Origin of the sequence: Veillonella sp. KGMB01456 (assembly GCF_023051165.1) — a bacterium.
Taxonomy (GTDB): domain Bacteria; phylum Bacillota; class Negativicutes; order Veillonellales; family Veillonellaceae; genus Veillonella_A.
On the sequence record NZ_JALKIG010000045.1, the window covers coordinates 1 to 18143 of the forward strand.

The 18143-nt window shown below is 41.6% G+C and carries 16 protein-coding genes and 1 tRNA gene; 14 read left to right on the forward strand and 3 right to left on the reverse strand.

The features are described 5' to 3' along the window. Positions 1-161 precede the first annotated feature (161 nt). A complete protein-coding gene (rpmB, locus tag MXE28_RS09990; RefSeq protein WP_006556543.1) occupies positions 162-350 on the reverse strand; it encodes a 50S ribosomal protein L28 in 189 nt (62 codons plus the stop codon). A gap of 240 nt (positions 351-590) precedes the next feature. Between rpmB and recG the strand changes: the two genes are divergently transcribed. The 9 genes from recG to MXE28_RS10035 all read left to right on the forward strand — a co-directional run bounded on the left by recG (position 591) and on the right by MXE28_RS10035 (position 10151). Continuing rightward, positions 591-2708 carry an ATP-dependent DNA helicase RecG gene (recG, locus tag MXE28_RS09995; protein WP_021842505.1) on the forward strand — a complete coding sequence of 706 codons (2118 nt, stop codon included), beginning with the start codon at positions 591-593 and terminating at the stop codon, positions 2706-2708. 185 nt (positions 2709-2893) lie between these two features. Beyond that, the gene (locus MXE28_RS10000; RefSeq protein WP_021842504.1) at positions 2894-3079 is read left to right on the forward strand and encodes a 4-oxalocrotonate tautomerase; all 186 of its coding nucleotides are present in this window, start codon (positions 2894-2896) and stop codon (positions 3077-3079) included. Positions 3080-3140: 61 nt separating this feature from the next. After that, positions 3141-4595, forward strand: a complete 1455-nt coding sequence (guaB, locus tag MXE28_RS10005; RefSeq protein WP_021842503.1) for an IMP dehydrogenase — start codon at positions 3141-3143, stop codon at positions 4593-4595. A gap of 19 nt (positions 4596-4614) precedes the next feature. Beyond that, on the forward strand, positions 4615-5340 hold the full coding sequence (locus tag MXE28_RS10010) for a WecB/TagA/CpsF family glycosyltransferase (RefSeq protein WP_021842502.1): 726 nt from the start codon (positions 4615-4617) through the stop codon (positions 5338-5340). Positions 5341-5354: 14 nt separating this feature from the next. Beyond that, positions 5355-5999: a phosphatidylserine decarboxylase family protein gene (locus MXE28_RS10015; protein WP_247240126.1), complete on the forward strand. Its 645-nt coding sequence runs from the start codon at positions 5355-5357 to the stop codon at positions 5997-5999. Next, positions 5992-6663: a CDP-diacylglycerol--serine O-phosphatidyltransferase gene (gene pssA, locus MXE28_RS10020; protein ID WP_021842500.1), complete on the forward strand. Its 672-nt coding sequence runs from the start codon at positions 5992-5994 to the stop codon at positions 6661-6663. Before MXE28_RS10015 ends, pssA begins: the two co-directional genes overlap by 8 nt. Before the next feature lie 14 nt (positions 6664-6677). Next, positions 6678-7943, forward strand: coding sequence for a glycosyltransferase family 2 protein (locus MXE28_RS10025; RefSeq protein ID WP_156705651.1), 1266 nt, complete (start codon positions 6678-6680; stop codon positions 7941-7943). Positions 7944-8178: 235 nt separating this feature from the next. Beyond that, on the forward strand, positions 8179-8946 hold the full coding sequence (gene surE, locus MXE28_RS10030; RefSeq protein ID WP_156705653.1) for a 5'/3'-nucleotidase SurE: 768 nt from the start codon (positions 8179-8181) through the stop codon (positions 8944-8946). 677 nt (positions 8947-9623) lie between these two features. After that, a complete protein-coding gene (locus MXE28_RS10035) occupies positions 9624-10151 on the forward strand; it encodes a flavin reductase (protein WP_226974595.1) in 528 nt (175 codons plus the stop codon). A gap of 530 nt (positions 10152-10681) precedes the next feature. Here MXE28_RS10035 and MXE28_RS10040 read toward each other — a convergent pair. Then, positions 10682-10765: transfer RNA gene (locus tag MXE28_RS10040), tRNA-Leu, on the reverse strand. Between the two features lie 321 nt (positions 10766-11086). Here MXE28_RS10040 and MXE28_RS10045 point away from each other — a divergent pair. Beyond that, positions 11087-11731, forward strand: a complete 645-nt coding sequence (locus MXE28_RS10045; RefSeq protein ID WP_247240127.1) for a hypothetical protein — start codon at positions 11087-11089, stop codon at positions 11729-11731. 164 nt (positions 11732-11895) lie between these two features. Here MXE28_RS10045 and MXE28_RS10050 read toward each other — a convergent pair whose 3' ends face one another. After that, on the reverse strand, positions 11896-13257 hold the full coding sequence (locus MXE28_RS10050; RefSeq protein WP_156705659.1) for an MATE family efflux transporter: 1362 nt from the start codon (positions 13255-13257) through the stop codon (positions 11896-11898). Between the two features lie 390 nt (positions 13258-13647). Here MXE28_RS10050 and MXE28_RS10055 point away from each other — a divergent pair, with 390 nt between their 5' ends. The 4 genes from MXE28_RS10055 to MXE28_RS10070 all read left to right on the forward strand — a co-directional run bounded on the left by MXE28_RS10055 (position 13648) and on the right by MXE28_RS10070 (position 18040). Beyond that, positions 13648-14322, forward strand: coding sequence for a YjbE family putative metal transport protein (locus MXE28_RS10055; RefSeq protein ID WP_021842494.1), 675 nt, complete (start codon positions 13648-13650; stop codon positions 14320-14322). Between the two features lie 306 nt (positions 14323-14628). Continuing rightward, on the forward strand, positions 14629-15795 hold the full coding sequence (locus MXE28_RS10060) for an alpha/beta fold hydrolase (RefSeq protein ID WP_021842493.1): 1167 nt from the start codon (positions 14629-14631) through the stop codon (positions 15793-15795). A gap of 243 nt (positions 15796-16038) precedes the next feature. After that, positions 16039-17016 (forward strand): aldo/keto reductase, encoded by a 978-nt coding sequence (locus MXE28_RS10065; RefSeq protein WP_021842492.1) that lies wholly within the window; start codon positions 16039-16041, stop codon positions 17014-17016. Positions 17017-17623: 607 nt separating this feature from the next. Continuing rightward, positions 17624-18040 carry a DoxX family membrane protein gene (locus MXE28_RS10070; RefSeq protein WP_021842491.1) on the forward strand — a complete coding sequence of 139 codons (417 nt, stop codon included), beginning with the start codon at positions 17624-17626 and terminating at the stop codon, positions 18038-18040. Positions 18041-18143 lie beyond the last annotated feature (103 nt).

Here is an 18143-nt window from a genome sequence, read left to right on the forward strand (position 1 = left end):
ATCTTTGTCAAAAAAAGATAAAAGTGCTACAAACCCAGTATTTATCTAAGTTTGCGGCACTTTCTACACACACTTTTTGTCCTATAACTCTGAATATATAAAAAGAGGCGACCCCTTTGTTAGGGGCCGCCTCTTTTAGAGTACATGTACCTTCTTATTTTTTACGCGCGTGTAATTTTATCGGAACGAAGGCAGCGAGTGCATACATTTACCTTTTTGGTTTCGCCGTCTACAATTGCTCGTACTCTCTGGATGTTTGGCTTCCAGGTCCTTTTTGTGCGGATGTGAGAGTGACTCACGTTCATACCGCTAGCGGTGGTTTTGCCACATACTTCGCAAAGGTTTGCCATATTTTCCACCTCCAAGCATAATTTACAACATAACATATGTATTCTATCACAAGGGGATAGAATAAAGCAAGTAGCAATTTTTAATACCGGTTACATTCTTTTTTTGCAGTTAGCAACATTCTTTTACTTCGTTTTTACTACTCTTATGTTACACTATATCTTAGTTTTAAGATATAATAATATTATAGCACAGTAGGGCAAACTTGTTTTTATAAAAATGGTCGGAAGGATTAGATGGGTATGGATGAATCATTATTGACGATAAAAGGCGTAGGTCCGGGGCGCGTGAAACAGTTAAATAAGCTCGGCATTACGGATGTGTCGTCATTATTGACTTATTTCCCGAGGACTTATGAAGATCGCAGTGTAAGTTATCTTATTGGAGCGTTGAAGCAAGGCGCCGTAGGTGCTACGGAAGGAACTGTTTTAAATATTCAGGAGAAAAAGCCGCGTCGCGGTCTGTCTATTTTGGAGATTTATATCGGTGATGCGACGGGCCGTTTAAAGGTTGTTTTATTTAATCAGGGCTACAAGAAGAATTTTTACAAAGTGGGCCAGCGATTGCATGTATACGGCAAGGTTGAGTTTGCGTATGGTTCGTTGCAGATGAATACGCCCCATATTGAGATTTTGCGGGAAGGGCAAGTGGCGGAGGCCGGGATTGTGCCGGTGTATCCCCTTGTGGACGGCGTAAGTCAGTTTGTTATACGTCATGCCATTAGTAATTGGTTTACTGCCAATGACAGTTTGCCGGAGTTATTGCCAACGGACATAACGAAAGAACATAATTTTATGACGCGCTATGAAGCGTTTAAAGAGATGCACAATCCGCTCACGGTGGAGCGTTACGGTTTAGCCCGCAAGCAACTGGCTTATGAAGAGCTGTTCATCATGCAGGCGGGGCTATTGTTATTGCGGGAACGGGAGCAGGCGGAACTGGGCATTAAGATGCAGCCTGACGGTGATTTGGTGCCGGCTTTTTTAAAAGCCTTGCCATTTGCTTTAACCGGTGATCAGCAAAAGGCTTTTAATGAGATTGCCGCCGATATGGAAGATGAACGACCGATGCGGCGGCTGTTGCAAGGTGATGTAGGCTCCGGCAAAACGGTAGTGGGGGCGTTGTCCTTATTAAAAGCAGTAGAGAATGGCTACCAAGGCGCGTTAATGGCACCGACGGAAATCTTGGCACAGCAGCACTATGAAGGGCTGACGGAGTTGATGGCCGGTCTGAATCCGGTGGCCCCGTCAGGTCTGAATCCGTCAGCACCGGCAGGTACGGATCAGGGGCAAACAGCCGGTCTTGGACAGGTAAAAATGGCGCTCTTAACGGGTTCCACGAAGCCGGCGGAGCGTCAGGTTATCTATGAAGGCCTCGCAGATGGCACGATTGATATCGTTATCGGCACGCATGCGCTCATTCAGGATTCGGTGACGTTTAAAAAATTGGCCCTCGTTATTATTGATGAGCAGCACCGTTTTGGCGTGGAACAACGAGCGACGTTGCAGCGTAAAGGCCATCATCCGCATATGCTCGTTATGACGGCGACGCCCATTCCGCGCACCATGACGCTATCTATTTATGGGGACTTGGAAGTAAGCCTCATTAAAGAAATGCCACCAGGGAGAAAGCCCGTTTTGACCTATGCGGTGGACTCAACCTATAAAGAACGATTGCATCGTTTTTTTGAAAAAGAAATGACCGCCGGTCATCAGGTGTATGTGGTGTGTCCCCTTGTGGAAGAGTCTGAAAAACTGGACTTGGTAGCGGCTGAGCAGCTCTATGAAGAGTTGGCTGAAAAATATAATCGCAAGTTTGGCGTAGGCCTTGTACACGGTCGCATGAGCGCCGCCGATAAAGAAGCGATCATGGATGCTTATTACAAGGGAACCATAAAGCTCTTGGTATCTACCACAGTTATCGAGGTGGGCGTTAATGTGCCTAATGCAACGATTATGTGCGTAGAAGGGGCTGAACGGTTTGGTCTGTCGCAACTTCATCAGCTCCGAGGACGCGTTGGCCGTGGCAGTACGCAATCCTATTGCATCCTTGTGAGCGACAGTCACAGTGAAGACAGCAAACAACGGTTGGCCGTTATGACGAGTACGCAAGACGGTTTTGTAGTGGCGGAGCAGGATTTATTGCTGCGCGGTTCCGGTCAATTATTCGGACTCGCTCAATCGGGGCTGCCGGATTTACGAATTGCCAATATTTTAAAAGATATTGATTTACTGATAGCGGCACGTCAGGACGCTAAAGCTTGGCTTGCGAAGCTAGGCTTTGATGAGGCGGTAAAATTGATGAAACCTGAGCTGTTACGACGATTTGGGGAAAGTTTCCAACGAATTTTGTACAGCTGATTTAGTGTGAAATTTGATTTTATTTTTCAATTAGCAATAAGACAATTGAATTTGAGAAAAAGCTGTATTTAAGCATGTACAGAATAGATCTTTTAAAGTATAATAATATGATAGAAAAGTCTAGTATAGATAAAGTCGTTTCTATATTGTACAAACTCGTTTTACGATGATGGAGGTTGAGAAGAATGCCAATTATTCATGTGGAGCTTGTTGAAGGTCGTACCTTTGAACAGAAGAAAAAATTGGGCGAAGCTATTACCAACGCAACGGTAGACATTGTGGGCGTACCAAAAGAAGCTGTTAAAGTTATTTTCACTGATATGAAAAAAGATAACTTTATGGAAGCCGGCGTTATGCGCTCTGAGAAATAAGACAAGTATTTAAAAATATGTCTTGCTAAGGAAACAGAAATTAAGGAGAAAGGAAGTTACCATGAGAGAAGATAAGTTTGGTTTACGCGGATTAACATTTGATGACGTTTTATTAGTTCCGGCGGCTTCGGATGTGTTACCGCATGAAGTAGACATCACTACAAACCTGACTCGTGATATTAAGCTCAATATTCCAATGATTAGTTCCGGTATGGATACAGTTACGGAATCCCGAATGGCTATTGCTATGGCGCGTGAAGGCGGGATGGGTGTTATTCACAAAAATATGTCCATTGAGGAACAAGCTCATGAGGTGGACAAAGTAAAGCGCTCAGAACATGGTATCATCGTTGATCCGATTTACTTGAGCCCACAGAACTTATTAGCTGATGCGGAAGAATTAATGCGTAAATACGCAATTTCAGGTGTACCTGTGACTGTTGACGGCAAATTAGTCGGTATCATTACGAACCGTGATATGCGTTTTGAAAATGAATTAAATAAACCAATCGGTGAAGTTATGACGAAGGAAAATTTGGTAACCGCACCGGTAGGTACTTCTTTGGAAGAAGCCAAAGCTATTTTGCGTCGCCATCGTATTGAAAAATTACCTTTAGTTGATGACAACGGCTATTTAAAAGGTTTAATTACCATTAAGGATATTGAAAAAGCAACGAAATATCCTAATTCGGCTAAAGACAGCAGCGGTCGTTTACTCGTAGGCGCAGCCGTTGGTGTAAGTAAGGATTTATATGACCGCATGGAAGCTTTGGTAGCTGCTAAAGCGGACGTAATCATTGTTGATACGGCTCACGGTCATTCTGCCGGCGTATTGCGTACGCTTAAAGAAATTAAGAAAACATTCCCGTTTATGCCTGTAATTGCCGGTAACGTAGCAACTGCAGCCGGTACGGAAGCATTAATTGAAGCCGGTGCTGACGCTGTTAAAGTAGGTATCGGACCGGGCTCTATTTGTACGACTCGTGTTATTGCCGGTATCGGTGTGCCACAGATTACAGCTGTTTACGAATGTGCATCTGTAGGTCGTCGTTACAATATTCCAATCATCGCCGATGGCGGGATTAAATACTCCGGAGATATTGCCAAAGCCATTGCAGCGGGCGGCAATGTTGTTATGATGGGTAACATCTTGGCCGGTACGGACGAAAGTCCCGGCGAAACGGTTATTTATCAAGGTCGTAGCTATAAAGTATACCGCGGCATGGGTAGTTTAGGTGCTATGAAATTGGGTAGTAAAGACCGTTACTTCCAGTCGGAAGCTAAGAAATTAGTTCCGGAAGGCATTGAAGGTCGTGTGCCTTACAAAGGTATGTTAGCTGATACTATTTTCCAAATGGTAGGCGGTTTACGTGCCAGCATGGGATATTGTGGTTGTCATAATATCCAAGAAATGATTAATGATACTCAGTTTATCCAAATTACTGCCGCAGGTCTTAAAGAAAGCCATCCGCATGATGTTAGCATCACGGTTGAAGCTCCTAACTATAGCGGCTGATTATTGAGGTGTATTTGTTTTGCGAAATCAATTGAGCATTCTCGATGTGCCGGTTGATGTCATAACCATGAAAGAAGCAGTTCAGCGTGTACAGAATTTATATTCTGAGCCGGGGCTACATACTGTAGTCACGGTTAACGCTGAAATGGTTATGCGCGCCCGTCACGATAAAGAATTGCACCAAATTTTAAAACAAGCAGATATGGCCGTCCCCGACGGGGCCGGCGTGCTATGGGCTGCCGAGCAATTGGGGCAGCACATTCCCGAACGTGTGGCCGGTTGTGATTTGGCGGTAGCCTTATTGCAAGAAGCAGCACAACATAAAACGCCTGTGTATTTTTTCGGCGCAGCCCCCGGTATAGCGGAGCAAGCTGTAAAGAATATGGAGGCTCGCATTGGTCCTTTACAGGTAGTCGGTATCCACTCCGGCTTTTTTGATGAGCAAGAAGAAGTTGAAATTATAAAAGCCATTGAAGATGGTGGAGCTAAACTTGTCCTGGTGGCCTTAGGTGTGCCCAAACAGGAAAAATGGATTACTTCCAAACTGTCTCATTTAGATAAAGTAGTCGCTATCGGCTTGGGCGGTTCCTTTGATGTTATGGCGGGCCATGTAAAAAGAGCGCCCGAATGGATGCAACGAAATCGTTTAGAATGGTTATATCGATTGCTCAATCAACCGCAACGCATCGGCCGAATGATGGCGTTACCTAAGTTTATGTGGGCGGTGAAGCAATCAAAAAAATAGAGAGGTGGTGCAAGATGCCCACAGGGTTTATTGTTAAAGATGGTTACCCTTTTATCGGTGTAACTTTTCTTATAGCATTTCTGGTGGGATATTTTATCTCCCCGTATGTGGCGATAATACCATTTATACTGGCTTGCTTTTTTACCTTCTTTTTTAGAAATCCGAAACGGGTAATTCCAAATGATCCGGACGTGCTGGTATCACCGGCTGACGGTAAGGTAATGGAAGTAAGTGAAGTGTATGAAGATTTATTCTTAAATACTGAATGTAAGAAGGTAACGATTTTTCTTTCTGTGTTTGATGTGCATGTAAACCGCGCGCCGATGGAAGGGAAAATTACGTTCCGACAATATACATGTGGCGGATTTTTGCCGGCCTATAAAGATTCGGTCGGTTTTGAAAACGAACGTCACTCCATTGGCATTGACAATGGTAAAATTGAAATTTTAGTTACTCAAATCGCAGGATTATTAGCGCGACGTATTATATCGTGGACAGATTTAGGTAAGAATCTGTCCAAAGGAGAACTGTACGGGATGATTAAATTCGGATCTTGTACAGAAGTTTTCGTGCCTAAATCAGTAGAGATTACTGTTAAAAAAGGCGATTATGTACGTGGCGGAGAATCGATTATCGGGAGGCTGCAAAAAAATGGATAAGTCTATATTTCCAAATTTGTTTACGGCTGCTAATCTATCCTTTGGCGTCGTAGGCATAACTTTCGCGGCCCAAGGTGAATTTACGTTAGCAGCAATTTGTGTGTTATTATCCTTATTGTCTGACGGCTGTGACGGCCGTGTAGCTCGCGCGCTGGGCGTATCCGGACCAATGGGGCGTGAATTAGACTCCTTGGCGGATGTGGTTGGTTTCGGGGTTGCACCGGCTTACATGTTATACATGTATCAATTGAGTCATACCGGCTGGCTTGGCTATGTGCCTTTGTTAGCTTTCTCCGTATTCGGTGCTTTCCGTTTAGCTCGTTTTAACATTATGACCGATGAAGTACATGGTTACTTCTTAGGTTTGCCTATTCCGGCTGCCGGCTGTATGGCCGCAACCTATGTTTTATCCGGCATTCGTTTACCGGAATGGCTTTTGATGGTTTTAATGGTGGTAGTCGGCTATTTAATGGTAAGTCGCGTGCATCATCCGGATTTTAAAGGCAAGGGGGCCGATCCGGTAAATACATTGGCTTTAATTATTGTTGCGATTCTTGGCGTGTTAGCTTTAGTGTGGGATTGGCATTCATGGCCTGTTCTTATCTTTGCCCTGTACGCCGTATTTGGTATTTGTAACACAACTATTAATCTTGTAAAACGGTGAGGTGAAGGACGTAAATGGATTATATTCTTGACCTTCTCATGATTCCGCTACAGGTAATAATCGTATTCTATACGCTTTATTATTTCGTGTTGGCCGTAGCGGGCATGTGGCGAAGGAAAGAAAAAAAGAATTATACGCCTAAGAACTCATTTGCCATTATTGTATGTGCTCATAATGAAGAGGCCGTTGTCGGTCAATTGGTAGAGAATTTGAAGATTCTTGACTATCCTAACGAGCTGTACGATATATTTGTAGTAGCTGATAATTGTACCGACAAAACGGCTGAGATTGCTCGCAATGCCGGTGCAATTGTGCATGAGCGTGAAAATAAAGAAGAGGTAGGTAAGGGCTATGCCATGGGCTGGATGTTTAACCGCATCTACGAAATGGACCGCGAGTATGATGCCTTCGTAATTTTTGACGCTGATAATCTGGTACATCCTCATTTCTTAGCTGAAATGAATTACCACTTAGAATTGGGAGAGCCGGTTATTCAAGGCTATTTAAATGCAAAGAACCCAACAGATACGTGGGTGGCAGGCACATTTGCGATTGCTTTCTGGCAAGTGAATCACATGTGGCATTTAGCTAAATATAACCTTGGTTTGTCGACCGCGCTCGGTGGTACGGGTATGTGTATCCGTACGGACATTATTAAGACCTATGGATGGGATTGTAATTGTTTAACCGAAGACATGGAATTTTCCATGAAGCTTTTGATTCACGGGGTGAAAACAACGTGGGCTCATGATGCCATCGTGTATGATGAAAAACCGTTGACCTTTATGCAATCATGGCGGCAGCGTAAGCGTTGGGCACAAGGGCATTTTGATTGTGGCGAACGCTATATTCCGAAACTGTTTGTTGAAGGGATTAAGCAGGGGAACTTACGTATTTTAGACGGTATTATTCAGATTAGTCAGCCGTATTTCTTATTGGTATCTACGTTTTATCTGATTATGACCTATATTAATGCGTATGTGCCGATTTATACGAATATTATTTACCAGATTTTACCGGTAACCGTGTGGACCATCATCGGTATTGGGCAGTATTTATTCCCACTCATCGTATTGGCCACCATTAAGGTTCCACCTAAAGTTTGGCTCTATTACTTGGTGTACCCGCTTTTCATGTACAGTTGGGTTCCGGTAACATTCCTTGGTTATTTGAATCGCCATGATAAAGTGTGGGCCCATACTCAGCATACACGCGGCGTTTCGCTTGGCGAAGTGAAATTGACGCGTATGGGTGATGCGGATAAATCGATAAAGAAATAAAAATGTTAAAAAGTGCCTAGTAGCGTAGGCACTTTTTTGCATATATGATATATAGAAGAAATTATTGACTGATATATTGTTACGATATAGAAGTTAGATACATTCGTTGATGTCAATGTTCATGCTTTTTGGTGGACTTGTATTAAAAATCTCTATATAATAATAGATAGATGGCTATTATCTTAGGAAGTGAGTAGCCTGTTTTATGGTGAAAAGAAAGGATCTATAAACGACTATGCACATTTTATTAACAAATGATGACGGCGTATGGGCCAACGGGATATTAGATTTAGGCGCGGAACTCGCCAAAGAGCATCGCGTAACGGTGATTGCACCGGAAGTGGAACAAAGTGCCAAATCACATGCCATTACCATTCAGATGCCGGTACGGTTGCGCCGTTTTTCAGACGAGGAAGACAATCCGAGACGCTTTGCCGTAACGGGAACGCCGACAGATTGCATGAAATTTGCGTTGTCTCACTTTTTGAAAAATGACATGCCGGACATGGTAGTATCCGGTGTAAATAACGGTTTTAACTTGGGATCCGATGCTTTATATTCCGGCACGGTAAGTGCGGCCATGGAAGCTATGTTCTATAAGGTGCCGGCCTTAGCCGTATCCGTTGAACGGTACAGTAAAAAACGGAGTGCGGAAATTATGCCGTTCATTCGTGAATTCATAGGTGAAGTATTTGAAAAACAGCAATTTAAGGGCCTGTTGAATATGAATTTTGCCAAAGAAGGTCCCGTAGGTTGGGATAACTGTGAAATCCTCGACCAAGGCATGCAGATGTACTACGATATTATCGATCCGCGCGAAGACCGTAAAGGCCGTAAATATTATTGGATTGGCGGTAAATTATCTTTTGAACCGGAAGAAACGCCGACTGACGTAGCTTCTATCAAAGAAGGTAAGGTTACGGTGGTGGCCCTTACATGGAAGCAGCAGGATGATGAAGGGACAGCCCAAATGCGTGAGATTTTGGGAACAATTAAGAAGTGAGTATTGCTTTACTTGACGCGTATATATTATTGCGTTAAGATATACATAAGACGAGCCGTCATAGTGTGTGGTAACGCTAGGCTCATCTCTAGTGAAATTAGCAAATTGAGAAATGGCCTAGTCGTTACAAACGTATTAGGTCATTTTTCATTTAAGAATCAAGACCACTAAGGTAGCGAAAGCTATCATCAAGGATAAAGCTTCGAATACACTCATGATCTCACCTCCTTAACAGAGATGACCTAGTCGCACTATAACGGCTCTTGATTATTAGTATACTCCTTTTATCTCTATAATTAAAGAAAAAGTCGAAAATATGTTCTTGAGGAAAAGTTGAAAGATTATATTAAATAAAAAAGAAGCCAACCCCAATCGCTCAAAGGCGACATGATGGGTTGACTTCTCCTAATATTTTAACTATACGTGAATTATTATAAGGTGTCAAGAATGGGAAGATAGTCTATAATAAAAGTAAAATAGGTATTAAAATGTGCTAAAAAGGTGCTAAGAAGACAGGAAGAAAAGAGGAAAAGGTAGTGTCTATCTAACAAGTACATACTTGCCAATGCTATTTTATTAGTATATAATAACATATATAGAAATTTAGAAATGTAGATATAAGGCTATACATAGGCTATTAGACTATGGCTGATGTATGGCATGAAAGGATGTTTTAAATGTCAGTATTAAAAGAAGATACAAACAAGTTAATGGAGTTGTTTGAAAAAAATTGGGCGTTGGTAACGGCCGGTTCTATAGAGGACTATAATAGTTGTACTGTTAGTTGGGGGAGTTTGGGCAATATTTGGGGGAATCCCGGACAGAGTCATAAAGTGGCAACGGTATATATTCATCCGGCCCGCTATACCAGTGAATTTTTAAAGCGGAATGACTTTTTTACGGTTAGCTTTTTTGACCCGAAATTTCGTAAAGCTTTAGGCTATATGGGATCTCATTCGGGGCGTGATGGCGATAAAGCTAAAGGCGCAGGGCTGACTCCGGTTGCTTTTGGTGATGGCGTAACTTTTGAAGAAGCTGAACTGACACTATTATGTCGCAAACTGTATTTGCATCAGTTTACTAAAGAAGATTTGTCGCAGGATGTACAGGATTACTATGCATCTTTGCCACAAACTTATCCTGATTTTAAAGGCGGATGGCAACCTCATTACCAAATTATTGGTTCTGTAACAGATATAAAATAAATTATTACCTGATTAAATCATGTGCTAATTTAGTACTAAATATTGCAATAAATGGGTTTGTAATGAATATATCCCTAAAAGTATGTGCACTATTATATGCCTTACTGTTGAGGATGAGTATTAGTTTACTTGACGCTTATATATTATTGCGTTAAGATATATACATAAGACGAGCCGTCATAGTGTTTCGTAGCGCTAGGCTCATCTCTGGGTAAGATTACAAATTGAGAAATGGCCTAGTCGTTACTTAACGATTAGGTCATTTTTCATGTAGAATTAAGACCACTAGAGTAGCAAAAGCTATCATCAAGGATAATGCTTCGAATACACTCATGATCTCACCTCCTTAACAGAGATGACCTAGTCACACTATAACGGCTCTTGATTATTAGTATACTCCTTTTATATCTATAATTAAAGATATAATCGAAAGTATGTTCTTGAGGAAAAGTTGAAAGATTATATAAATAAAAAATGCTATTTCTATGAGCGGGCAATCATCACCCAATATCATAGAAATAGCATTTTTGTGGTGCGGTTGGCGGGAGTCGAACCCGCACACCCGAAGGCACTGCCGCCTGAAGACAGCGCGTCTGCCATTCCGCCACAACCGCATGAAATATGTACTTATTGTATTACTTTTGATGTTTCATGTCAAATAAACGCGCTGTTAAAGCACATTATGCTTAGTTAGTAAATTTAGCGTTGGAGAAATTGGGCAAACGGTGAAATAGTTTCAGCTTCAAATTGTAATGATAATTTTGTATAATTACATATAGAACATGTTCCGGAATAATTATTCTGATGATAATTAAGAAGGGGTTTAAATGTCTTATTTTACTGACGTTATATAATCGGCTAAAGTTAGCCTTTATTTGGTAATAATCCAGTACGACAATTATATTGAGAATTAAACTTAATAAAGGAGACATAATATGGATATGAGTCAATTATATGAAGCTTTGCTGCAATATATAGAGAGTGAGAACTATCAGGAAATAGATGCTAAGACATTTTATCGAAAAATCTTCCCTGAAGGCATACTCGAAAAAGAGGGGGGCTCTGAAGGTAAGCCAAATGGTATTTTAGTCACTAAAGACGCATCCGGTAAGCCAACAGGCCATTCGGCGATTAGTGATGAATTGAATGAAATTCTGAATTTAGATCCGGACTCCGAAGCCGTTATGGCGCCGATTTCGTACTATGGTCAAAACTTGACCGGTCGCAACGGTGGCGTATTACATGCCTTAACGATTACCGTGCCGGTACAGCGTGTTGCCGAATTAGAACGTTTATTGTCCATATTAACACAGTCAGTTTTTCTTAAAGCGACGTATTTCGTACTTACGGGCGAGTCGATTCAACTTTACTATGTCTATGAAGAGGGCGTGGCTATGACCGGTGAAGCCCAAAAAGAGTTGATAGCTCAGAAACAAGTGTTAATTGATCGTTTTAATGAGTTACTGGGCCTAACCAAACCGATTGCCATGACACCGCTCGCCGATCGTTTACCTATTATTGGGACCGTTAGTGGCAAAGACCGTTTGCCGGTTCGAGCGTTTCAAGTTAAGTTAAAGTAAAAGTAAAAGTAAAAGTAAATGACTTGTAGGATGCGATAACCGAAAGATGTTTTTCAAAATTAATAGATAGCAAAAAACACAGGGCGCTTATCATTGAGTAAGCAACCCTGTGTTTCTAGTTTTCATGAGTTACGAATATATTTTTCAGTACAATCAAAAGCAATTTATGCTTCCAGCTCTTTAGCGTAGCGGCGATGTTGAATATACCAAACGCGGACTGTATAGGCAATGGACGCAGCGGTAAGGCCGCCTAAGAGGCCCATCCAGATGCCGTAAGGACCAAAGTCGAACCCAAAAGTGAAGAGCGCTGCTATCGGCGTACTCACGCCCCAATAGCAACTTAGGGCTATGATAGAGATAATTCGCACGTCTTTGTAACCGCGCAATATACCTTGAAGCGGTGTGCCGAAGGCATCGATAACAGTAAAGAAGACCGCATAGGCTAAGAAGCTACTGATTAGACCGGTCATATGAGGATCATTCGTATAGAAGCCGGCAATTTGTTCCAAGTGGGTAAAGCTGTACATACAGATTAGAATGGCGATGATAATGGCGATGCCACGGGCGATATAGGCGTATTGTTTGGCGTCGCGGAATCGTTGGGCACCCACTTCATAGCCAACGGTAATGGTAGAAGCAATACTGATACTGAGCGGAAACCCGTAGAATAAGTTAGTAAAGCTAATAGCTGCCTGATGAGCGGCGATGATTTCTGTACCGTAGTAAGCCATTAAGAGTCCGGCTAAGCTGAAAATACTCATTTCACAGAATATGGCAATACCGATAGGAACGCCCAAGGTTAATTGTTCAACAATATAAGGGCTTTGAAAAGCGGGCCACTGCCTAAAGACTTTATAGTGTTTGAAATTTTTGTTAAAAAGTAAAATGAGAATATAGGCTAAAAGGTTGTACCAACAGCTAATGGCCGTAGCAATGCCGGCACCGACGCCGCCAAAGGCAGGCAAACCGAAATGCCCCAGAATAAAGGCATAGTTTAGCAGTACGTTAAGGACAAAACTGGACACCATAATCATCATGGAATAGTGGGTAAAGCCATGAGCATCCACCGAATTTCGGAGAACCGTGCTGCCCATGAGGGGAATAATCCCGAAGGCAATGGCTATCATGTAATCAATGGTGATAACCTGTGCATCAGGCGCCAAATTAATGAGTTTTAACACCGGCTCGAGGGCAAGAATGCCGGCTAGAATTAAGAGGCTACCTAAGCCAACCGCCAAATAGAGACCATGAGCAATAATCGTGGGTATATTTTCTTTTTTGTCGGCCCCCAAAAGTTGCGCAATAATAGGGGAAATACCCAGTAAAATACCCATGGCACCGAAGAAGCAAGCCGTCCAAATATTATAGCCTACAGATACCCCGGCGAGATGCAGGGTGCTGTATTGACCGGATAGTAAGATGGCTACAAATGAGCCCGCAATTAGAGAGAACTGTGTTAATACGATAGGGCCCGCTAACCGCAAAAACAGCAGGATTTTTTCAAAAATTTTAAAGGTAGGATGCATACGAACTCCTTATCTATACAATAAAAAAGTCTCCAACTAAGCATCGGAGATTTTAAAATAATCACAAGAAAAGCGTAATATCTGATTCGCAATGTATTAATCACAACATATTACTCGAAATGTGTTCATCATGTCAATATTATTATAACTTTATTGTAACATAGCATCAGAAGATTGAAAAGTTGTTAGGCGGGAAGCGATATTGTCGAAATATCGTTAGCCGTGTATGTATTGTGATATGGAAGGATTGCTAGAGTTAAGCGATTTTTATTAAAAAGTAGGCTATAAAAATTTTCAGATTTCTATCGACAAGGTGACGATATTTCGATATAATATCTATAGTATATTGATATATTACGATACATTGATTAATTTGACGGAGGTATGATTTTGGAACTGTTTTCAGCTGCAGGATTATTGGCAATTGCAAAAATTATTGTCATCGACATTTTATTGGCCGGCGACAATGCGATTGTTATTGGTATGGCCGCCAAAAACTTACAGGAGAAGCATCGTAAGCTGGCTATTTTCTGGGGCACATTCGGGGCGATTGCTTTACGCTTAATTATGGCGTTTCTTTTTGTGGAAGCGATTAATAATATCCCGGGGTTACGCTTAGTAGGTGGTGTATTATTACTTTGGATTGGCTATAAATTGATGGCCGCCAATGAATCGTCTCATAATATTGAGGCAAAGAGCAATTTGCGCGATGCCATTATTACCATTGTAATTGCAGACGGTATCATGGGTATCGATAACGTTATCGGCGTTGTTGGTGCAGCCGAAGGCAACATGATGCTTGTACTTGTTGGTATTTTAATCACTGTACCGATTATTATCTGGGGTAGTACGATGTTCATCAAGTTGATTGAAAAATACCCTGTTATTCTCTTCTTCGGTGGCGGTATTTTAGGCTGGATCGGCGGTGAAATGATTCACGTTGACCAGTATACATTCGATTTAATTGACCCGATTAGTTTACCGTTCAAAATCGCTTGTATTATTTTAGTCGTTGGTGCTGCTTTGATTCAACGTAAATTGACAGCGAAAAAAGCTGATAACTAAGAATAAGCTAATAACTGAATAAAGAATACAAAATTAAAGGTCTTAATGTACGACTTAGTAGCTTAGTTGCGGCAATGAAATCGTTCATTAAGACCTCTTTTTATATCATTACAGAATTAATGTAGGTTCATAGAATGCATATTAAGTAATGGAACGCTTTAGTATAAACAAGACGCATACATGTATTGAGAAGTGCTATTGTACTTTTAGAGAAGATTTTCGATATACTAAAAGGGTAGTAAGTAATCGAAAAATTAAATAAACTGATATTTTTTACCATTAATTTTTACCTTAGGAGGACTATCCATGAATACGATTAAAAAAACAGCACTTCGTTTATTTGTAGCATCTGCACTTCTTTCTTCCACGATGGCTGTTAATATGGTTGTATCGGCAGCTGATGAAGTGGCAGCCAATCCGCCAACGACTATTACAGCGAATACCCAATCATCGGCATTAATTACCAATAAGGCTATGAAGCAGCGTAAGCCATTACAAATTGCGGAACAAGGTATTTTTTCGGTAGGCGGTGTGGTGTTACAAAGTGAAGGCACATTCAATCCGGAAGATCTTTGGGAAGCAACGGGAGCAGGTCAGACATTACATGCGGACCATGCGAATGTGATGTATCAGATTCCGGTAAAAGCCGATGAAGCACCGATGATTTTCTTGCACGGCTATGGTCAGTCCCGCATGGGCTGGATGACAACACCGAATGGACGTCCGGGCTGGTCCGACTATTTCCTTCGTGAAGGGCATAGCGTATTCTTAGTAGACCAACCTCGTCGCGGTGAAGCGGGTACTACCTCGGTACCGGGTATTATTACGAATAAAACATTGGATCAACGCTGGTACACACAATTCCGTATTGGTCGCTGGGAAAACAATAAATCCGTCGTGTATGAAGGTTCCCAATTCCCGAATGATGATGCTTCGGTTGATCAATTCTTCAGACAAATGACGCCGGATACCTTTATGAAAACCGATACGGGATTTGATTTTGATCCTGTTGTAGTAGGTAAAGCGTTGGCTACTACGGTGGATGAAGTAACCACCAAAACCGGTGAAAAACCAATTGTAGTGACTCATTCTCAAGGTGGCGGTCCGGGCTGGCTCGCTGCAACGTATACCAATAATATAGCCGGTATTATTGCAATTGAACCGGGTAATCCTCCGGCAGCCGGCAGTGATGCGTACAAAGCGATTGATGAAAAGAAAATTCCGGTAGTGTTCTACTATGGTGATTACATCGACAATGGCGATCCTGCTATTTCTGCTACAGCTTTTTGGCAAGGTCGTCGTGATAATGCCAAGAAATTTGCTGAAGAAATGAATGCTAACGGTGGTAATGTAACGGTTATTGACTTGCCAAAAGAAGGTATTTACGGTAATGAACACTTCATTTTCCAAGATAAAAACAGTGATGAAGTAGAGGCTCACGTGGAAAAATGGATTAAGAAGAACGTTAAATAAGCAGATTTGGCAGAACAATGGCTGAAATCCAAAGGTCTTGGCAAATAAATTTATATAAATATGGTTAATTGATAAAAAGGCCTGTAGTTTTGCAGGCTTTTTTATAAAATTATAGGCAACGCTTATTTTGCTTGCTATAATAAAAACAGGAAATAAATTTTCGTAGTTAATATGAAGGTATTGCTGATTAGTGGAATCTTAATGGTTGTATACTAATCGGGGCCGTACCGGTAAGGAGATACTATGGAATACGTAAAATTAGGCCGCACCGGTCTTGATGTTTCTAAATTGGCATTGGGTTGTATGAGTTATGGCGCACCGGTAAGTGAACAGTTTTGTTGGGTTTTGGAAGAACCGGAAGCCCGTAAAGTCATCAAACATGCGGTTAATCAGGGAATTAACTTCTTTGATACGGCGAATTGCTATAGTAATGGCGTGAGTGAAGAGATTTTGGGCCGTGCCGTTAAGGATTTTATGCATCGCGAAGATGTGGTAATTTCGACTAAAGTATTTGTGGAAATGCGTAACCGTCCGAATGGCGGTGGTTTGTCTCGCAAAGAAATTATGTATGAAGTAGAACAAAGTTTACGCCGTTTAGGCCTTGATTATGTGGATATTTTGTACATTCATCGTTGGGACTATAACACGCCGATTGAAGAAACGATGCGCGCTCTTAATGATTTGGTGACCGATGGCAAAGTTCGTTATTTGGGCGCCAGTGCCATGTATGCATGGCAGTTCCAAAAGGCACAATATACGGCGGAGCGTCATGGTTGGGTGCCGTTTGTAGCCATGCAGAATCACTATAATTTGTTATATCGTGAAGAAGAACGTGAAATGATTCCTTTGTGTAAGGATATGGGCGTTGGCTTAACGCCATATAGCCCGTTGGCAGCCGGTCGCCTCAGTCGTGACTGGACGGCTACTACGACGAGAGCGGAACTCGATAAATTTGCTAAAGGCAAGTACGATAGCACGAAGGATACGGATAAAATTATCGTTGATCGTGTCGGTGAATTGGCTGAGCGTTACGGTACAACGCGTACCGGCATTGCTTTGGCTTGGCAATGGCATAAGGGCGTAGTAGCACCGATTATTGGGCCGACTAAGGAAAAATATATTGATGATGCGGTGGCCGCTATCGACGTCAAGTTAAGCGACGAAGATGTGGCGTATTTGGAAGAACCGTATGTACCTCATAAGGTTATGGGTGCCCGTTAAAAACTCTTAGGTGAGGACATGAAAAGGCTCGTATTAGAGCGACAAACCTCGTATTATTGAGCGGGTACAACCTATAAAAAAGAGTAGTCACGTTGATTGACCGGGCCTTTCTTGAGAGAGGAGGGCTAAGTACAGTACAACATGACTACTCTTTTCACATAGAGAATAAAAATATGGACATAGGTTTAGCACAAAACGTGTTGCATGTCACCTATAATTCTATTAATTGAAGGATTTATAGAAGCGAGGCATCACCGGTGACGAAACAGTTTATAAAATACGTAGAAAAATTGGTGTAGAACGAAGGCGGGGGATAATTATGAAAATTAAGGCGCTATGCAGAGTGTATACTTGCGAGATTATGGTGGCAATCTAATTGAAATTAGTTCTTATAATGAAATATAGAGAAATTTAAATATAGTTGTTGACAAGGTCGGAAAAGCGCTATATAATGTACATGTAATCATAGTTATTACTAGTTAAAACGAATCAGTATTAATCGCGGTATTAAGCGGTTAGTGTTGTTGTGTTAAAGGTACCGTATTAGATTTTTGGGCGGTACATGTGTTTAGATAATGTTTCAACAAAACGAAAGAGAGTGACAAACATGGACATTTTATTGAAAAACTTATTCCGTTACCAAGATCAAGGCTTATTATTTTATCGTATTGTTTTTGGTTTATCGATGATGGCACACGGCTATTTCAAATTTGCCGGCGGCGAACAAGTGTTGACTGCTGTAGGTAGCATGTTAGGCGTATTTGGTATTACCGGTGGCTATTACATGTTAGGTATCATGGCAGCCAGTGCTGAATTAATCGGCGGCTTGTTAGTTTTATTAGGCCTTGGTACTCGTTTAGGTGCCTTACTGATTGTAGGTACTTTATTCGTGGCTACTGTATTGGAATTGGGTAATGGCTTCTTAAAATGGGACTATCCGTCTCAGATGATGTTCGGCGCTATTATGCTTTTCATCGCCGGTCCTGGCCGTTTCAGCTTTGACTACAAAATTGCTCATAAATAAGAATTGAGCGATTGTGTTAAGCCTTGAAATTTAATATTGTAATTAATAGGTTAATTGTACAATGAAATTGAACACATAAAAAAATCCATAGTGAATACCGATT